Source organism: Aminobacterium mobile DSM 12262 (genome assembly GCF_000526395.1).
In the GTDB taxonomy this organism is placed as follows: Bacteria; Synergistota; Synergistia; order Synergistales; family Aminobacteriaceae; genus Aminobacterium; species Aminobacterium mobile.
Genome location: NZ_JAFZ01000001.1, coordinates 1,290,344 through 1,306,327, shown reverse-complemented (window position 1 = coordinate 1,306,327; position 15,984 = coordinate 1,290,344). Strand labels below are relative to the sequence as shown.

Genomic DNA, 15,984 nt, shown 5'->3' with positions numbered 1-15,984 from the left:
CGCTATGTCGGGATTTGTAACGGATCTTACAGATCGTCATAGCGGAATATCTATAGCTTCAGAAGCGCTGCATTTCCCCTGGGAAGTTCCTTCTGAAATGCGCCCTTTGGAGCAGGCGCGCCTTTGTATTTTAGGAGAGGGGATAGAGGCACCTATGCCCTATCCCCCTTATACGAGAAGCTTAAGAGACGGCTATGCTCTCCGAAGTGCCGATGTAACAGGAGCTTCTCCTACGTCTCCTGTATATTTAAGCTTTAGAGGGGAGATCCCTATGGGGACTTTCCCAGAAAAGCCCCTCCTTGATGGAGAGGCAATAGCAATTCATACAGGGGGGATTTTACCCCGCGGTTCCGATGGAGTGATAATGCTTGAAGATACCATGGAGAGTGGCCCCTGGATAGAAGTTCGAAAAGCTGTTCAAAAGGGAGAGAATGTTATCTTTCAAGGAGAGGAAGTAAAGGAAAAGGAAAAGATACTCCCTCTTGGTAGCCAGATCTCTTGTAGAACTATCGGTATTTTGGCTACTATGGGAATTACAACTGTTCCTTGCGCCGTACTGAAAATAGGCATTATTAGCACAGGCGACGAAATCGTAGATAGCGCTATTGATCCATTGCCTCTTGGTTGTATACGTGATGTTAATAGCTGGGCTTTAGAGACGCTCCTTTTATCAAAGGGATATATGGCGCAACGGCTAGGGATAGTTTCGGATCAAAAAGATTCACTGCGCTCAGCCCTTTACGAAGCCTTTGAGGACTTTGATGTGGTTCTTGTTAGTGGCGGCTCATCAGTAAGTGTGCGAGATTACTGCTCAGAGCTTTTTCAAACACTCCCTCAACCAGGACTTATTGTCCGAGGATTGAGAATGTCACCCGGGAAACCTGTTCTTATCGCGGGAATATCAGATCGTAAAAAACTCGTTTTAGGCCTCCCGGGACATCCGTTAGCTTGTATGGTCGCAGCTAGAATGGTACTTTTGCCTTTGTTGAGAAGACTTTTAGGGTATACATCAACAAACTCTCAGAGTTTCTTCCCCGTAGCAGTACACACGGATCTAGTAGGTAGAACAGGGATAGAGGAATTTTACCCGGCAAAAATCTATAAAGGGGGAGTACTTCCTTTGCCTGCAAAGTCAGGTTATATAGGAATTCTCAAAGAGGCTGACGGCCTCATAAGACTTGACGAAAATACCGAAACAGTTCGACAAGGCGAAAGGGTGGATTTCATGCCATGGTGAAGAACTGGAAAGAACATGTTTCTTTAGAAGAGGCGTGGCACGTATTAAGAGCTACGTGTGGTTCTCTAAAAGAAACGTCTTTGTTGCCGATAGAAGAGGCTGTTGGTTATCTTTTGGCACAAGATGTCTATTCCAATCGTAATGTTCCTCACTTTAGTGCTTCTGCAGTCGACGGATTTGCGCTCTCCTCTCAAAGAACTTCAGGAGCTTCTTTAGCCACGCCTGTTTATCTTGATGTAAAAGAGTATCAATGGGTAAATACAGGCATGCCTGTTTCGTTTCTATACGACGCTGTCCTTATGGTAGAGGACTCCTCTAAACTTGAAAACGGGAAGCTTGCTGTTTATCGAGTGTTATCTGCCGGAGATAACATTCGCCCTGTAGGAGAGGATGTAACAAAGGGGCAAATAGTGGCTAGGGATGGAGATGTCATATCGCCAGCTGGGACAGCTCTTTTTCTGGCTGCAGGGCATGCGAAAGTTTGCGTGAAAAGACGCCCTAAAACGCTATTTATACCTACTGGAGATGAAATTATAAGTGCTAAGACTTGGTTTAATGAAGGTCCTTCCCCTGGCCGTGTAGTGGAAAGTAATTCCACGTTGCTTCGAGGGTATTTTTCGCAATGGGGATTCCCATTAGACGTGTTGCCTCCACTTCCCGATGACGAAAAAGTGATACGCGACAGTCTCCTTCGAGGAGTGAAAGAGTATGATCTTGTACTTATTGGCGCTGGATCAGCAAAGGGAGAAAAAGATCATACAGTCCATATTTTGTCTGAAGAGGGGAAAATCCTTTTCCATTGGCTTCTCATGAAACCGGGACGTCCTGCTTCAGCAGCTTTAGTTCATGATATTCCTGTTGTTAATCTACCTGGGTTCCCCATGTCTGCAGCTGTGACTTTGTGGTCCTTGGTTTATCCGCTCCTTTCCCTTCTTGAAACAGGAGATTTTGATGAGTCTCAGGTATTAAAAAAAGCTCTATGTGCATTGAAAGAGGAACGTATGGAGCTTCTTCTCCCAGTTTCGTCCACTCCGGGGCGAAATGAGTGGCTTCGATTGAAAGCTATAGAGCTTAAAGGGAAGAAAAAAGTTTTCCCTCTTTCTTCTGGATCCAGTACGATGTGGGCCATGTCTGAAGCGGATGGTTTTGCTTTATTATCTCGTTCTGCTGCCGAATGTCCCGTAGGCAGTGAAATAACAGTTTGGCTTACTCGAGAAGTGAAATGGGGAAAGCGTCTTTTGTTTCAGGGATCTAACGACCCTGCTTTTGAACGGATAGGATCTTATGTACGGCAAAGAGGAGGAGAACTTGTTTTTCGTTTTGTAGGAAGCCTTGGGGGGCTAGCAGCTCTTGCAAGAGAAGAATGTCATTTAGCAGCCTGCCATCTTCTCGATCCCGAAACAGGGCAGTATAACGATAGCTATATTGAACGTCTTTCTCAAGGGAAAAAGTGGGTGCGACAACTTCTTTTTTATCGAGAGCAAGGGATTCTTATAGCTAAAGGCAATCCGCTTGATATTTACTCTATAGAGGATTTAGCGATAAAGAAAGTTCGTTTTGTAAATCGCCAGCCAGGGGCGGGCACGAGAGTCCTTCTAGATGTTCTGTTGAAACAGAAAAAAATTTTTCCTCAAGACATTAATGGCTACTCTATACAGTCTATTACTCACTTTGATGCGGCAAATCGTATAGCTGCCGGAGTTGCAGATGCTGCTCTTGGCATAAAGGCTGCTGCAGATGCGTTGGATTTGGACTTCATTCCACTGGCAGAAGAGCCGTATGAGCTTGTTTACCCTGAAGAATATGAGGCTCATCCATGCTTCAAAGCCCTTCAAGAAGCGATACATACTCCAGACTGGAGATCTCAAGTGGGTCAGCTGGGAGGATATAGATGGAAAGAATTCTGAGGGACCCTATGGGGCGGATATTAAACTATATTCGCATATCTATAACAGACAGGTGTAATTTCCGGTGTCGTTACTGTATGCCTGAAAAAGGGGTTCCCTGGATTGAACATGATCTTATTCTTAGCTACGAAGATATTCTCTTTTTATGTTATGTGCTAGAAAAAATGGGAGCAAAAAAACTACGCTTTACAGGGGGCGAACCTTTAGTACGGAGGGGGTTTCTGCCTTTCCTTGCTCAAGTGAGGCATCAATTCTCGTCTATGGAACTTTCTCTAACAACAAATGGATCACTGCTTACCTCCGCCGCCCCTCAAATTTTGCCATTAAAGCTAAAAAGTATTAATGTAAGCCTTGATACTCTGAGCCCTGAGAAGTTCCGATATATAACAAGTACGGGTAATCTTGAAGATGTTTTAGCGGGGATACATTCTGTAAAGGGACAAACAGAGACAGAGATAAAGATTAATACGGTTCTTATAAAAGGGTTTAATGATGAAGAAATACCTTCGTTGTTAACTTTTGCGCGGAACGAAGGAGTATTATTACGTCTTATTGAATTTATGCCTCTGGATAGTGGGGTGTGGAGTAAAGATTGTTTTATATCGGCTGACCATATTATGGCATCTTTGCCAGATGCAGCGTTTTGGGAAAAAGAAAAAGGTGTCGTTTCGCCTTGCTCAGGGCCAGCCGTATATTTTACCCACAAAGGGACAGGCCAACGACTTGGTATTATCGCCGCTGTTTCTCATCATTTTTGTGCTACGTGTAACAGACTGCGTGTTACAGCTGTGGGGAAAATCCTTTCGTGCCTTTTCTGTCAAGATGGCATAGATATACGTCAAGCTTTGCGTTTGAGAGATGAAAAGATGGTGGTAGAAAGCTTTATGCTGGCAGTGTCAAAAAAGCCCAAACAATGGTTAGATGTGCAATCAGGGCATGAACACATGTCACAAATAGGGGGGTAAGGGCGCTAATGGATTACTTTTCTCACCTTGATAAAAAGGGCCGGCCACGAATGGTAGACGTAAGCCATAAAGAAGCTACTTCTCGCGAGGCAATTGCTGAAGGCCGTGTTCTGTTGCCTGATACAATCAGAGATGTTTTGGCAGGAGGAGGGACGGGCAAGGGGGATGTATTTAAAGTTGCGGAAGTAGCTGGAATTATGGCAGTAAAAAAAACGTCTGAACTCGTTCCTCTATGTCATAATATTCGTATTGAAAGTGTTAACGTTTCTTGCGAATTATTATATAAAGAAAGTGCAGTCGCGATAAACTGCAAAGTCTCAACACGAGAAGTTACAGGCGTAGAAATGGAAGCCTTGACAGGAGTAATGATAGCGGCCTTAACTGTTTATGATATGTGTAAAGGTATTGACAAAGGGATGGTTATTCAAAATGTTAGGCTTCTTCACAAAGTTGGTGGAAAAAGTGGGGAGTATCGAGTTTCAGAGGGGGAAGTTTTATGAGACTCATTGGAATTTACAATACAGAAGATAGTCGAGAATATGCAATTTGCTATATAAGTATTCGAGCTGATGGTGCTTCTTCAGTGAATGGAAGTGAATCAGACCTTTTTCTTGCAGAACCAGGAGTAGCTGTACAAGGGGTAACAGAACGGGCTTTTGTACTGCGAACGACAGGATTTCAGGAACTTTCTCCAGGAGTTTTTCTAGCCTTTTCGGAAAGCGAAATCTTATTGAGAGTAGAGGATATGTATTCTGAGGGAATATGGCAATTATCGGTGCAACGAGGAGGATTCGTATCCGTATCTCAATCTATGGAGACATGGAATCCCATCCGCGTTGGCGTGTTAACCGTAAGTGATAAAGCTAGTTCAGGACTTAGAGAAGATATGACAGGCCCAACTTTAGCCGAATCGGTAAAATCTATAGGAGCTATAGTGGAAGAAAAGGTGATTTTGCCAGATGACAGGGAAAAGATAGAGCAACAACTCCTTGATTGGGTAGATATAAAAGACATCCATCTTATTTTGGTTACGGGAGGTACAGGTATCTCTGAAAGGGATGTGACTCCTGAGGCCTTGATGGGGATAGCTCATAAAATGGTGCCTGGAATAGGGGAATTTATGCGAAGTAGGACTGTTTATTACACCCAACGCTCCATTCTATCCCGAGGCTTGGCTGTAACACGAAATCGCAGTCTTATTATTGCTGTACCTGGAAGCCCAAGAGGGGCAGAGCAATGTCTCGAAGCTGTTGCAACTGTTCTCCGACATGGTGTCGAGATCCTTCGCGGTTGGGAAAAGGAATGTGGACATTCTAACTAGGAGGGGATGACGATCGCTGCTAATGTTACCGGTGTTCATAGATGTCTTATTATTACTGGAATGTCGGGGGCGGGTAAATCTACAGCCTTAAATATTTTGGAAGATCAGGGGCTATTTGCTGTAGACAATATTCCTCCAGCTCTTTTGCCTCAACTGCTGGGGCTTCTCGTAAATCATAGAGCAGCTGTACAGGAAGGACTTGCTACAGTAGTGGATATTCGAGGGGAACGGCTTTTGAATGATCTTTTCTCCGTAGTGGATATGTTAAAAGAGTCTCATTACCAGGTGCAAGTTCTCTTTCTTGATGCGTCAGATGAAAGCCTTATCCGACGTTTTGAGACAACGAGACGGAGACATCCCTTAGGGGATCATATCCCAGTATTGGAAGGTATACAGCGCGAAAGAGAGCTCCTTTCCCCTGTACGAGCTTACGCTGATGTAGTAATTGACACATCTAACATGACTCTTAAAGAGTTAAAAGAGCGACTTACAACAGAATTTATTCGTACAATAGCCGCTTTTTCCGTAGTGCTGTCATCTTTTGGTTTTAAGTATGGAATTCCTCAGGATAGCGACTTTTTGTTAGATGTTCGGTTCCTTCCTAACCCGCATTATGTTCCACATCTTCGCCAACTTACTGGACGAAATGAGGAAGTTCAACAGTATATCGCGTCTTTTGATGATACGAAAAAGTTTCTCGAACATTGTTATTCTTTCTTTGATTTCCTTATACCGGTTTATTTAACTTCAGGGAAATCACCATTCCACATAGCTGTTGGTTGTACGGGAGGACAACATCGTTCTGTCGCTGTCGTAGAGTGGCTTTCTGCTCACTTTAAGGAGAGAAACGTGTCTTGTACTATTAGGCACAGAGATATTGAACGAGATCAGGTGTTACTGTAATGGATTGGCGTGTAGCGTACGTACTAGGATTGGCGACAGCCTTTTTGACGATAATGGCTATTTCCTTTAAAAGTCGACGTTGGCCTTTTCTGCGCTTTCTTTTCAAGGAAGATCGCGATGTTATGGCTAAGGCTGTTGAATATCGTCTCTCTATGGGACCTCATATAGTAGCTGTTGGCGGAGGAACAGGACTTTCTACTCTTCTAAAGGGATTGAAGTCCTTTACTAGAAACATTACAGCCGTCGTAACTGTAACAGACGAAGGAGGAAGCTCTGGCCGTTTGCGCCAAGAATGGGGAGTGCTCCCTCCTGGTGATGTTCGAAATTGTATCGTTGCTCTTGCAGAGAACGATAACGCTCTCCGAAATATTCTAGACTTCCGATTCGATCGTGGAGATTTATCAGGGCATAGTTTGGGCAATCTTATATTGCTTGCGGTTACAGAATTAAGCGGTGATTTCCGTTTGGCAGTGGAGGAGATCAATCATCTCCTTGCTATTCGGGGAAAAGTCTTGCCTGTTACTACAGAAGCAGTGGCCCTTATGGCAGAGACAGATTCTGGCGAAGTTCTTAAAGGAGAACTTGAAATCACGACTGCTGCCCAGCAGATGAGTCGTATTTGGTTAGAGCCATCCGATGCAAAACCCTTACCTGAGGTTATTTGTGCTATAGAGGAAGGAGACCTTATTGTGCTTGGTCCGGGGAGCCTTTTTACCAGCGTATTGCCCAACTTACTTCTTCCCAAAGTTGCTGAAAAAATAAGATATTCTCAAGGGCCTCGCGTATACGTAGCTAATCTTATGACTCAACCTGGTGAAACTGATGGAATGGACATTCTTCAGCATGTGGAGTGGATAGAGCGAGTGGCAGGTGTTGCCCCTGATTTTGTTATTGTCAATGAGGAGGATATACCACTAGCGTGCCTGGAAGCTTACAGAAATCAAGGGGCTTTGCCTTTATATTTAGATACGGAGCAAGAGAGAAAGCTTTTAACAAAGGGATGTCAAATTATACGAGGTAATTATGTGAAAGTTTATGAGAAGTCTGTGATTCGCCATAATGGACAGGCTCTTTCTGAAACCTTAATGAGAATATGCAGGGATTTGAAAGAAGTGTAAATGACGATGAAGACTGTAAGCGAGCTTATGTGGGATGAATGGGTTTTTTCTCCATTATCAACTCGCAGCGATGCGGATTCTGAGATTGCTGGGATTCTGTGGGGGCTTATGTCCTCGTTTCCTGAGTTACCTTCACATAAATATGGCAAATTATCAGGAAGACGGCTCTGGGTTTTCCGACGTTTGCATCGTCTTTGGAAGGATTCTCGTTGGGGAGAGACGTTAGAGCTTCCTATTATGCTCAATGTCCCTGCGAATTTTAGAGGAAATGTGACATTGCAAATGCCAGGAAACATTCTTCGAGAAGTGTTAGTTTGGGGGGAAGAATCGAAAAAAAAAGGAGACTGGGCTTGGCTAAGAGGCGTATGGGGGAACTGCGGTTCTTTATATCTACCTAAAAGCGGGTATTATCTCGCTTTTCGTTTCAAATTTTATAAATTAACAGAAATGGTTTTGACGATGTTTCGAAGCGGCCACTTTCAAGTAGGTAAACGTATTGTAGATGGTCGATATGAAATACTCCTTCGTGATCAGCAAAAGATTGTAACTTTGTTAACGTATTTTAAGCTTTTTGATACAGCGTTGAAACTTGAAGAGAAGGCTATTGTTCGTTCTATGCGAGATCGAGCTAATCGCCTAGTCAACTGTGACGCGTCTAATATTCGCAAGACTTTGGAAGCTGCAGAATGGCAACTGGAAATTGCTAAGGTTTTTCAGAACGAAAAAGGATTACATGCTCTTCCGGAATCTTTGCAGGAACTCATAGAGGTTCGCATGAGGTATCCGAGTGCCACATTAACGGAGCTGGGGCAGATGCTATCGAAACCAGTGAGCAAAAGTACTGTAAAATATCGATGGCAAAAGTTACGAGAAATGGCTGAACAGCTTCAGTGAATCTTTGAAAGTTAACGGTATATAATAGTTGTAGAGATTAGAGTTCCAAACAAAGTATGACATAGAAAGGGTGCAGGATTATGGGGAAAATTAGAGTTGCAATTAACGGATTTGGACGAATTGGGCGACTTGCTCTCCGAGCCATGTATCAATATGACAAAGAAGGGCTTTTTGAAATAGTAGCTACTAACAGTCGTACAACTCCTGAGCAGCGCGCATATATGTTTAAATATGATTCCATTCATAGAAGATTTCCTGGGGATGTATCTGTGGATGGCGACAATCTTGTAGTCAACGGTCAAAAAATAAAAGTTCTTGCCATTAAAAACCCTGAGGATTTTAACTGGAAAGATCTGGGAGTTGATATCGTTATAGAATCTTCTGGCGTGTACAAAACACTGGAAGACGCACAGAGCCATTTGAAGGCTGGAGCTAAGAAAGTGGTTATTACAGCTCCAGGAAGCGGCGGCGGAATCCCTACTTTTGTTATGGGTGTAAATGAAGATCTCTATAATCCATCTGCTGACCATGTTATTTCCAACGCATCTTGCACTACGAACTGTTTGGCTCCAATAGTGAGAATTATCAACGAAGCCTTTGGCATTGAACGTGGACTAATGACGACAACCCATTCCTACACAAACGACCAGAAACTCATGGATTCTTCTCATAAAAAACTTCATCGAGGGCGTGCCGCAGCTCTTTCTATGGTTCCCACATCCACAGGAGCTGCTAAAGCTATTGGCCTTGTTATCCCAGAACTGAAAGGGAAAATGAATGGTATTGCTTTACGTGTTCCAACGCCAGATGTTTCAGTGGTGGATTTAGTGGCAGAGCTAAGAAAAGAAGTTACAGCAGAGGAACTTAACGAGGCAGTGAGAAAACGAGCACAAAGCGACATGAAACATTACGTCGTATATGAAGAGGAAGATCTTGTCTCCTCAGATTTTATAGGTGACGAGCATTCTTCTATCTTTGCTGCTCTTCACACGATGGCCATAGGGAACATGGTAAAGATTTTGGCATGGTACGATAACGAGTGGGGTTATACCTGCCGTTGCATAGATCTAGTGAACTATATTATTAAGAAAGGTCTATAAAAATGAAGTTACGAGAATTCTCCAGAAAGGCGGTGGAAAATCGCCGAGTATTGGTTCGCGTAGACTTCAATGTTCCTTTAAAGGATGGAGTCATTACAGATCAGACGCGTATTCAAGCTCATGTAGAGACTATCAATTTGTTACGAAAGTGGGGAGCGCAGGTCTCTCTTATCTCCCATTTAGGGCGTCCGAAAGGGAAAATAGTCGATTCTCTTTCTTTGCGGCATATAGTCCCAGAAGTGGAAAAAGCATTAGGGTGCCCAGTGCTCTTTGTAGAAGACTCGGTAGGACCGAAAGTAGAGGAAGCTTTGCAAAAAGCCCCAAAAGAAGCAGTATTGTTGCTCGAAAATGTTCGTTTTTATCCTCAAGAGGAAGAAAACGAACAGGAGTTTTCTGAAAGAATGGCAAAGCCTTTTCAGGTCTTTGTGATGGATGCTTTCAGTGCAGCTCACAGAGCTCATAGCTCTACACGGGGAGTCATGGAGTTCCTGCCTTCTTTTTCCGGAAAGTTATTGACGAAGGAAATAGAGATGTTAAGTGCCGTCAATGAGAGTCCAGAATCTCCTTTTGTCTTGGTTCTTGGAGGAGCTAAAGTTTCAGACAAAATAGGAGTTATCGATCATCTTCTTGAGAAGACGTCAACTATTCTTATTGGCGGCGGCATGGCTTTCACATTTTTAAGCGTGAAGGGGAATGCTATAGGCAACTCTCTTTACGAAGAAGAAAAAGCAGATTTTGCTTGCCAGATGCTTGATAAGGCTCAAAAGCTTGGGGTAGAAATCCTTTTGCCTATTGACGTAGCTGTGGCAACTTCTCTAGAAAGTTCCGAACCTAGACGTGAAGTTTCTGCTGATGCTATTCCTAATGGTACGATGGGCTTGGATATTGGGGCTAAGACAGCAGATATTTTTGCAGACGTTATTAGAGGGGCCAAAACGATACTTTGGAATGGCCCTATGGGTGTCTTTGAAAATCCTATTTTTGCAGAAGGAACCCGTAAAGTAGCTCAGGCAGTGGAGGAGTGCACCAAAAAAGGAGGTCTTACGGTCGTAGGAGGAGGAGATACGGCTTCTGCGGTAAAGAAACTTGGTTTTGGTGATAAAGTTTCTCATGTTTCTACTGGAGGAGGAGCAAGCCTAGAATTTTGTGAAGGGAAAATTCTTCCTGGTATTGAACCCTTACTTAAAAAATAGATTAGGAAAATTTTTTATTGCTATAGAAACACAGGAGACGGGAAGCGACTGCTCCCCGTCTCTTTTTGAGAGGAGGGGCCTTCTGTGAAAAAAATATTTCTTTATGGAAACTGGAAGATGCATAATGGCATTAAAGAAACCGAGACCTTCTTTAAAGACCTGTGTGAACATGTTTGTGAAGATGTAGTAATTTGTGATTTTTTAAGTCGTAATTTCTTGGAAATTTGTATCTTCCCACCCTTTACATCTCTTTTTATGGGTGCCCGTATTTTAGGGTATATGGGAAAAACAGGATTGTTTATCGGAGCTCAGAATGGGCATTATGAGGAAAAAGGAGCCTTTACAGGAGAAATTTCTTTCCCTATGGTTCAAGAACTTGGCTGTACGCGGGTTCTTTTAGGGCATAGCGAACGTCGTCATATTTTTAATGAATCCAACGAATTAATTAATAAAAAACTTAAAGCCTCTTTACAGAGGAGACTTCGGCCAGTCCTTTGTATTGGGGAGACTTTTTCAGAGCGAGAGTCAGACTTAACTTTTCAGGTCCTTGAAAATCAAATTAATGCGGCAATAAAAGGATTGGATAAGGAGAATATACGAAATATCATATGGGCTTATGAACCAGTATGGGCTATAGGGACAGGCCGTACAGCAAGTCCCGAAAATGCTCAAGAAGCATGTTGTTTTGCCCGGAGTGTTATCTCTAAAGTGGTTCGAGATGAGGGTAAAGATAAAACGTGGAATTCTATACCGATTCTTTATGGGGGAAGCGTAAAGGCTTCGAATGTCGCAGGTCTACTTGAGCAGCCAGATATAGATGGAGCTCTTATTGGTGGAGCCTCCCTTTCTGTAGAATCTATGCTTGAAATAGTTCATGCAGCTTTACATAGGGGTTAGAACCAAGTAACCTTATATTTTGCAAATGTTGATGCAATTAAAAGCCATGGCGAATTATTGCCACGGCTTTTTTTACGCCCCTCCTTTAGTTTGACACATCAAACATTCAGTCGTATAATCTTCTTGTTTGATAAATAAAACTTTCAAGAAGGATTGGTGTCATGATTACGCTTGATGCAATAAAGCCGGGAGAGAAGTGCGTCATTAAAAAAAACAGGGCTCGAGGTGTTGTTGGGCAGCGGCTCATGGATCTAGGATTTTTCCCTGGAGTTGAAGTTCACGTGATTCGCAATGCTCCCTTTGTGGACCCAGTGGATGTTCAGTTAGAAAGGCATCATGTGAGCATTCGCCATGAAGAAGCTAGTTTTGTAGAGGTTGAGAAGCTATGAGATCGGAAATCCATCGTATAGCTTTAACAGGCCAGCCTAATTGTGGAAAGTCAACTATTTTTAATATGCTTACGGGTGGCCGCCAGTTTGTGGCTAATTATCCTGGAGCAACAGTTTCAATTAAAACAAGTACCTTTATGTGGAAAGATGAAAAAATAACTCTTACAGACTTGCCTGGAACGTACAGCCTTTCATCATATTCAGAGGAAGAAAGGATCGCAAGAGACTTTATTTTAGAACAAAATCCGTCTCTTGTGGTAGATGTGGTGGATGCATCAAACTTGAAACGTCATCTTTATTTGACGTTCCAGTTATTGGAAATAGGGGCTCCTCTTTTTATAGTCCTCAATATGCTAGATGTAGCAGACAAGAGAGGACTACGCATAGATGCTAAGGCTCTGTCTCATGCTCTCGGGCTTCCAGTTGTTTCTACAGTAGGTAATAAAGGAAAGGGAAAGAACGATTTAAAGAATGGACTTGTCGAGAGCTTACATAACAGCGATAGGAAGAAAGAACTCTTTAAGGTAGATTATGGGGTTCTTGAACCCTATATTTCTAATGTTTCCTTAATGATAGAGAAGTCTATGGTAGGAAAGGAACTTCCTTCCCGTTGGGTAGCGATCAAGCTTTTTGAAGAAGATGAAATAGCTAATCGTATCGTAACAAAAGAATGTTCTGGTGCAAAAGAGATACTTTCTTTTGTTAAAAATGCTGCTATTGAATTCGAAAAAGACCACAATGATTCGCCTCGCGGCTTTATTGCCTTTAGGCGTCACATAGAAGCGGAGAAAATAGAGAAAAGCTGCGTTGTAAAGGTAAAAGAGGTCTCTGTAACTTTAACAGATAAAATCGATGCCCTTGTTTGTCATAGGATCTGGGGGCCTCTTATTCTTGCAGGTGTTATTTATTTCTTATACGAGCTATCTATAGTAAGAGGATACGAACTTACTAACTACATGGTCCCTCTTCTTGAAAAATTCAGAAATACGGTGGAATCATATTTACCTATAGGTAGCTTTATTCATGAACCATTGTTGCGTTCTCTTGTTTTAAGTGTTGTTACAAGCATTAATTCAGTTCTTATTTATATCCCTATATTTTTAATTCTTTTTGCTTTAATCGCAGTTCTTGAAGATGTAGGGTATATGCCAAGAATGGCTTTTATTTTAGACAAGCTTTTTAGGCGTTTTGGGCTTCATGGCCAATCTACGCTACCTCTCATTCTGGGTGGAGTTTTTGTTGGTGGATGTGCTGTGCCGGGTGTAATGGCAACTCGTGTTATCGCAGATGAGAAAGCAAGATTAGCCACAATCCTTATAGTGCCCCTTATGAACTGTTTGGCAAAAGTTCCTCTTTATACGTTACTCATAAGTATTTATTTTGCAAAAGAAAAAGCTACGGCCATGTTCTTTATCTCGACCATTACGATTATCATAGCTCTTTCTGTGGCAAAAATTTTAACTCTAACGTTACTTAAAAATAGGCCAAGTTCTCCATTTGTCTTGGAGATGCCACCATACCATATTCCCACCATTCGGGGGGTTGTGGTGAGATCTGTAGAAAGGACATGGCTCTTTGTAAAGAAAGTTCTCACTATTATAATGCTTGTTGCTATTGCAGTCTATTTTCTTACGAATTACCCCTCTATTAGCGCAACGAGGATGGATGACTATACGAGGAGATCAGAAGATATAAAGAACACTTTTTTAAATGGAATCCAGAGGACATCTTTCTATGAGCAACTTAGCTCTGACACCGCTTTAGCGCATTATCTTTCTATAGAAGAGCGCTATAAGAATGAAAAGAGAGCGTTAGTCAGTTCCTCTGATGAGAGAAGAGACAGGTTTGAGAAACGTTTTTCAGAGCGGTATCCCACTATTTATCCCTTTTTAAATGCCAAGGGCAAGGATGGGCGAACGTTAAGTAAGGCTTTTAAACAGATGAAGAGAGACAGGGCCATGCTTTTTATGGAAATGAGAGACGAACAACTTCATGGGAGCTTTTTGGGAATGGCAGGGAAAGCTTTAGAGCCTATAACCTGTTTTGCAGGTTTTAATTGGAAGGTTAACGTGGCTCTTTTGAGCTCCCTAGCTGCCAAAGAGAGTAGTGTGGCGACCCTTGGAGTGTTGTATCAACCTCGGGAAGAGGGGCAGACCTTAGAGCAGAGAATGAAAGAACAGGAGCAGGGTTTTTCCCCTCTTCACGCCTTGGCATTGATGGTTTTTATGGCAATGTATCCTCCATGTATTGCAGCCCTTCTTATGGTCAAAATGGAAGCTGGTGGTTGGCGTTGGGTTTTTATAGCCTTGGGATATCCCATAGCTCTGGGTATTGTTTTGGCAACTATTATCTATACTGGCGGCTCTTTGTTAGGAATGTCGGGAAAACAGGCCATGGGTGCTTTTTATGGGATTGCTTTACTAGTAGCTTTTCTCTTAGGAAAAGTAAAAGGGCCTGTTTTTCATGAAGAGGAAGATTTTTTTGAAGGGGACTCTTTTGATGGGAAGGAGGTGAATCACATATGAGGCGGAATATATTTGCTGGTTTGTTTGCAGTTTTGTTCTCTTGTGTAATTGTCAGCGCAGCTTTTGCTCATACTCCTATGTGTTATTGCTACCTGAACGACGATGGAACCGTTACCTGCGAAGGTGGCTTTTCTGATGGATCCTCTGCTTCGGGTGTGTCTATGACAGTAAAAGATGAAGGTGGCAACGTACTTGTAAAAGGGAAAATGGACGAACTAAGTGAGTTTAATTTCGAAAAACCTGATGTTCCTTTTATAGTGGTATTCGATGCAGGTCCAGGACATGTAGTTCAAATAAAAGGCGAAGATATAAAAGATTAATGACAATTTCGAGGAAAGGGGAGGGGCCCCCTTCCCTCATAGAAAGCAAAGAAGCCTTCAAAATGTCATAAGTAACATTTTAACGTAAATAATTTAAAAATGTCGAGCGTCGAGCATAGATGATAATAAATATTATTAAGGAGAGAATAGGAATTATGATAAAAAAAACAACGAAAGCTATTTTAACAGGGCTCATGGTTTGTCTTTTTGCCTTTCCCGCTTCTGCCCATTTCCAAATGTTCTATACACCAGAAAGTGCCCTTGAAAAAGGGGAAATCATAGATATGAAACTTGTTTTTACCCACCCTTTTGAAGCTGGACATACTATGGATATGGGGCAACCAGAATCGCTATATGTAGTCCATAAAGGCCAAAAAATAGATCTTTTAAAGAATATTAAACCCATTGTGTGGACGAGTCTTACTAATAGTGGAAAAGCCTACGAGCTTCAATACAAGCTTAAAGGGATGGGGGATTATGCTTTTTGCCTTATTCCTGCTCCTTACTATGAAGCCCAAGAGGAACTTTACATTCAGCAAATGACGAAAGTTTTTGTTAATGTAGCGGGTATCCCTACAGATTGGGATGGAGATATGGGGCTTCCTGCTGAAATAGTCCCTCTTGATAAACCTTACGCCCTTTGGACAGGAAATGTATTCAGAGGAATTGTGAAGCGAGAAGGGAAAACAGTTCCTTTTGCTGAAATAGAAGTGGAATATCTAAACCATGATCCTATTATAAATAAGAACAGTTTTGCTAAAAAAGCTCATGTAGAAGCACCGCAAGACGCTTTTGTCACAATGGCTATAAAGGCAGATATGAACGGCTGTTTTACCTTTGGCATCCCAAAAGCTGGTTGGTGGGGATTTGCTGCTCTTGGGGCAGGTCCGAGAAACACACATGATGGCAAAGAATTGAGCCAAGATGCTGTAATTTGGATTCAAGCCCGAGATATGAAATAAATTATTAGCCCACAATATAAGATAAGACAAATCCATATTCCAAAGAGTATCTCCTCTTGTAAAGGGCTCAAATGTGTTCCCCCGCCTTTGAGCCCTAATAAATCGCCGAAAATCCAATGAAATAACGACGTAAATCAGAGAAATTAGGAGATAATATAAAAAGCATAAAATAGCAATTTAAAGGGGGTTTTCTCCTCTTGAATGTAACATAAGATACATTATAGGACACCTTGGAAAACGACTCCCCTTTCAA

15 protein-coding genes are annotated in these 15,984 nt (G+C 42.3%); all 15 read left to right on the top strand.

The genetic code is table 11. The features are described from left to right. The first annotated feature begins 4 nt into the window (after positions 1-4). The 15 genes from K360_RS0106420 (at position 5) to K360_RS0106350 (ending at position 15,731) form a co-directional block, all read left to right on the top strand. Positions 5-1,237, top strand: coding sequence for a molybdopterin molybdotransferase MoeA (locus K360_RS0106420; protein ID WP_024822349.1), 1,233 nt, complete (start codon positions 5-7; stop codon positions 1,235-1,237). After that, the gene (locus K360_RS0106415) at positions 1,231-3,144 is read left to right on the top strand and encodes a substrate-binding domain-containing protein (RefSeq protein WP_024822348.1); all 1,914 of its coding nucleotides are present in this window, start codon (positions 1,231-1,233) and stop codon (positions 3,142-3,144) included. Before K360_RS0106420 ends, K360_RS0106415 begins: the two co-directional genes overlap by 7 nt. Then, entirely contained in the window at positions 3,129-4,109 is a 981-nt protein-coding gene (gene moaA, locus K360_RS0106410) for a GTP 3',8-cyclase MoaA (RefSeq protein WP_024822347.1), read from the top strand. The genes K360_RS0106415 and moaA overlap by 16 nt, the downstream gene beginning before the upstream one ends. An 8-nt stretch (positions 4,110-4,117) precedes the next feature. Continuing rightward, positions 4,118-4,609, top strand: coding sequence for a cyclic pyranopterin monophosphate synthase MoaC (gene moaC / locus K360_RS0106405; protein WP_024822346.1), 492 nt, complete (start codon positions 4,118-4,120; stop codon positions 4,607-4,609). Further along, positions 4,606-5,430 (top strand): MogA/MoaB family molybdenum cofactor biosynthesis protein, encoded by an 825-nt coding sequence (locus tag K360_RS11420; protein ID WP_211235520.1) that lies wholly within the window; start codon positions 4,606-4,608, stop codon positions 5,428-5,430. The genes moaC and K360_RS11420 overlap by 4 nt, the downstream gene beginning before the upstream one ends. 6 nt (positions 5,431-5,436) lie before the next feature. After that, positions 5,437-6,333 (top strand): RNase adapter RapZ, encoded by an 897-nt coding sequence (rapZ, locus tag K360_RS0106395; protein WP_024822344.1) that lies wholly within the window; start codon positions 5,437-5,439, stop codon positions 6,331-6,333. Further along, the gene (locus K360_RS0106390) at positions 6,333-7,451 is read left to right on the top strand and encodes a gluconeogenesis factor YvcK family protein (RefSeq protein ID WP_024822343.1); all 1,119 of its coding nucleotides are present in this window, start codon (positions 6,333-6,335) and stop codon (positions 7,449-7,451) included. The genes rapZ and K360_RS0106390 overlap by 1 nt, the downstream gene beginning before the upstream one ends. Before the next feature lie 6 nt (positions 7,452-7,457). After that, entirely contained in the window at positions 7,458-8,345 is an 888-nt protein-coding gene (gene whiA / locus K360_RS0106385; protein WP_024822342.1) for a DNA-binding protein WhiA, read from the top strand. A gap of 80 nt (positions 8,346-8,425) precedes the next feature. Continuing rightward, positions 8,426-9,445, top strand: coding sequence for a type I glyceraldehyde-3-phosphate dehydrogenase (gene gap / locus K360_RS0106380; protein WP_024822341.1), 1,020 nt, complete (start codon positions 8,426-8,428; stop codon positions 9,443-9,445). A gap of 2 nt (positions 9,446-9,447) precedes the next feature. Then, the gene (locus K360_RS11470; RefSeq protein WP_024822340.1) at positions 9,448-10,638 is read left to right on the top strand and encodes a phosphoglycerate kinase; all 1,191 of its coding nucleotides are present in this window, start codon (positions 9,448-9,450) and stop codon (positions 10,636-10,638) included. Positions 10,639-10,722: 84 nt separating this feature from the next. Then, a complete protein-coding gene (gene tpiA, locus K360_RS11465) occupies positions 10,723-11,535 on the top strand; it encodes a triose-phosphate isomerase (RefSeq protein WP_024822339.1) in 813 nt (270 codons plus the stop codon). A gap of 161 nt (positions 11,536-11,696) precedes the next feature. Continuing rightward, positions 11,697-11,924: a FeoA family protein gene (locus K360_RS0106365; RefSeq protein ID WP_245587086.1), complete on the top strand. Its 228-nt coding sequence runs from the start codon at positions 11,697-11,699 to the stop codon at positions 11,922-11,924. Next, the gene (gene feoB, locus K360_RS0106360) at positions 11,921-14,449 is read left to right on the top strand and encodes a ferrous iron transport protein B (RefSeq protein ID WP_024822337.1); all 2,529 of its coding nucleotides are present in this window, start codon (positions 11,921-11,923) and stop codon (positions 14,447-14,449) included. Before K360_RS0106365 ends, feoB begins: the two co-directional genes overlap by 4 nt. Next, complete coding sequence (locus K360_RS0106355) at positions 14,446-14,769, top strand: hypothetical protein (protein ID WP_024822336.1); 324 nt, start codon at positions 14,446-14,448, stop codon at positions 14,767-14,769. The genes feoB and K360_RS0106355 overlap by 4 nt, the downstream gene beginning before the upstream one ends. A gap of 155 nt (positions 14,770-14,924) precedes the next feature. Beyond that, entirely contained in the window at positions 14,925-15,731 is an 807-nt protein-coding gene (locus K360_RS0106350; protein ID WP_034326311.1) for a DUF4198 domain-containing protein, read from the top strand. The last annotated feature ends 253 nt before the right edge of the window (positions 15,732-15,984 follow it).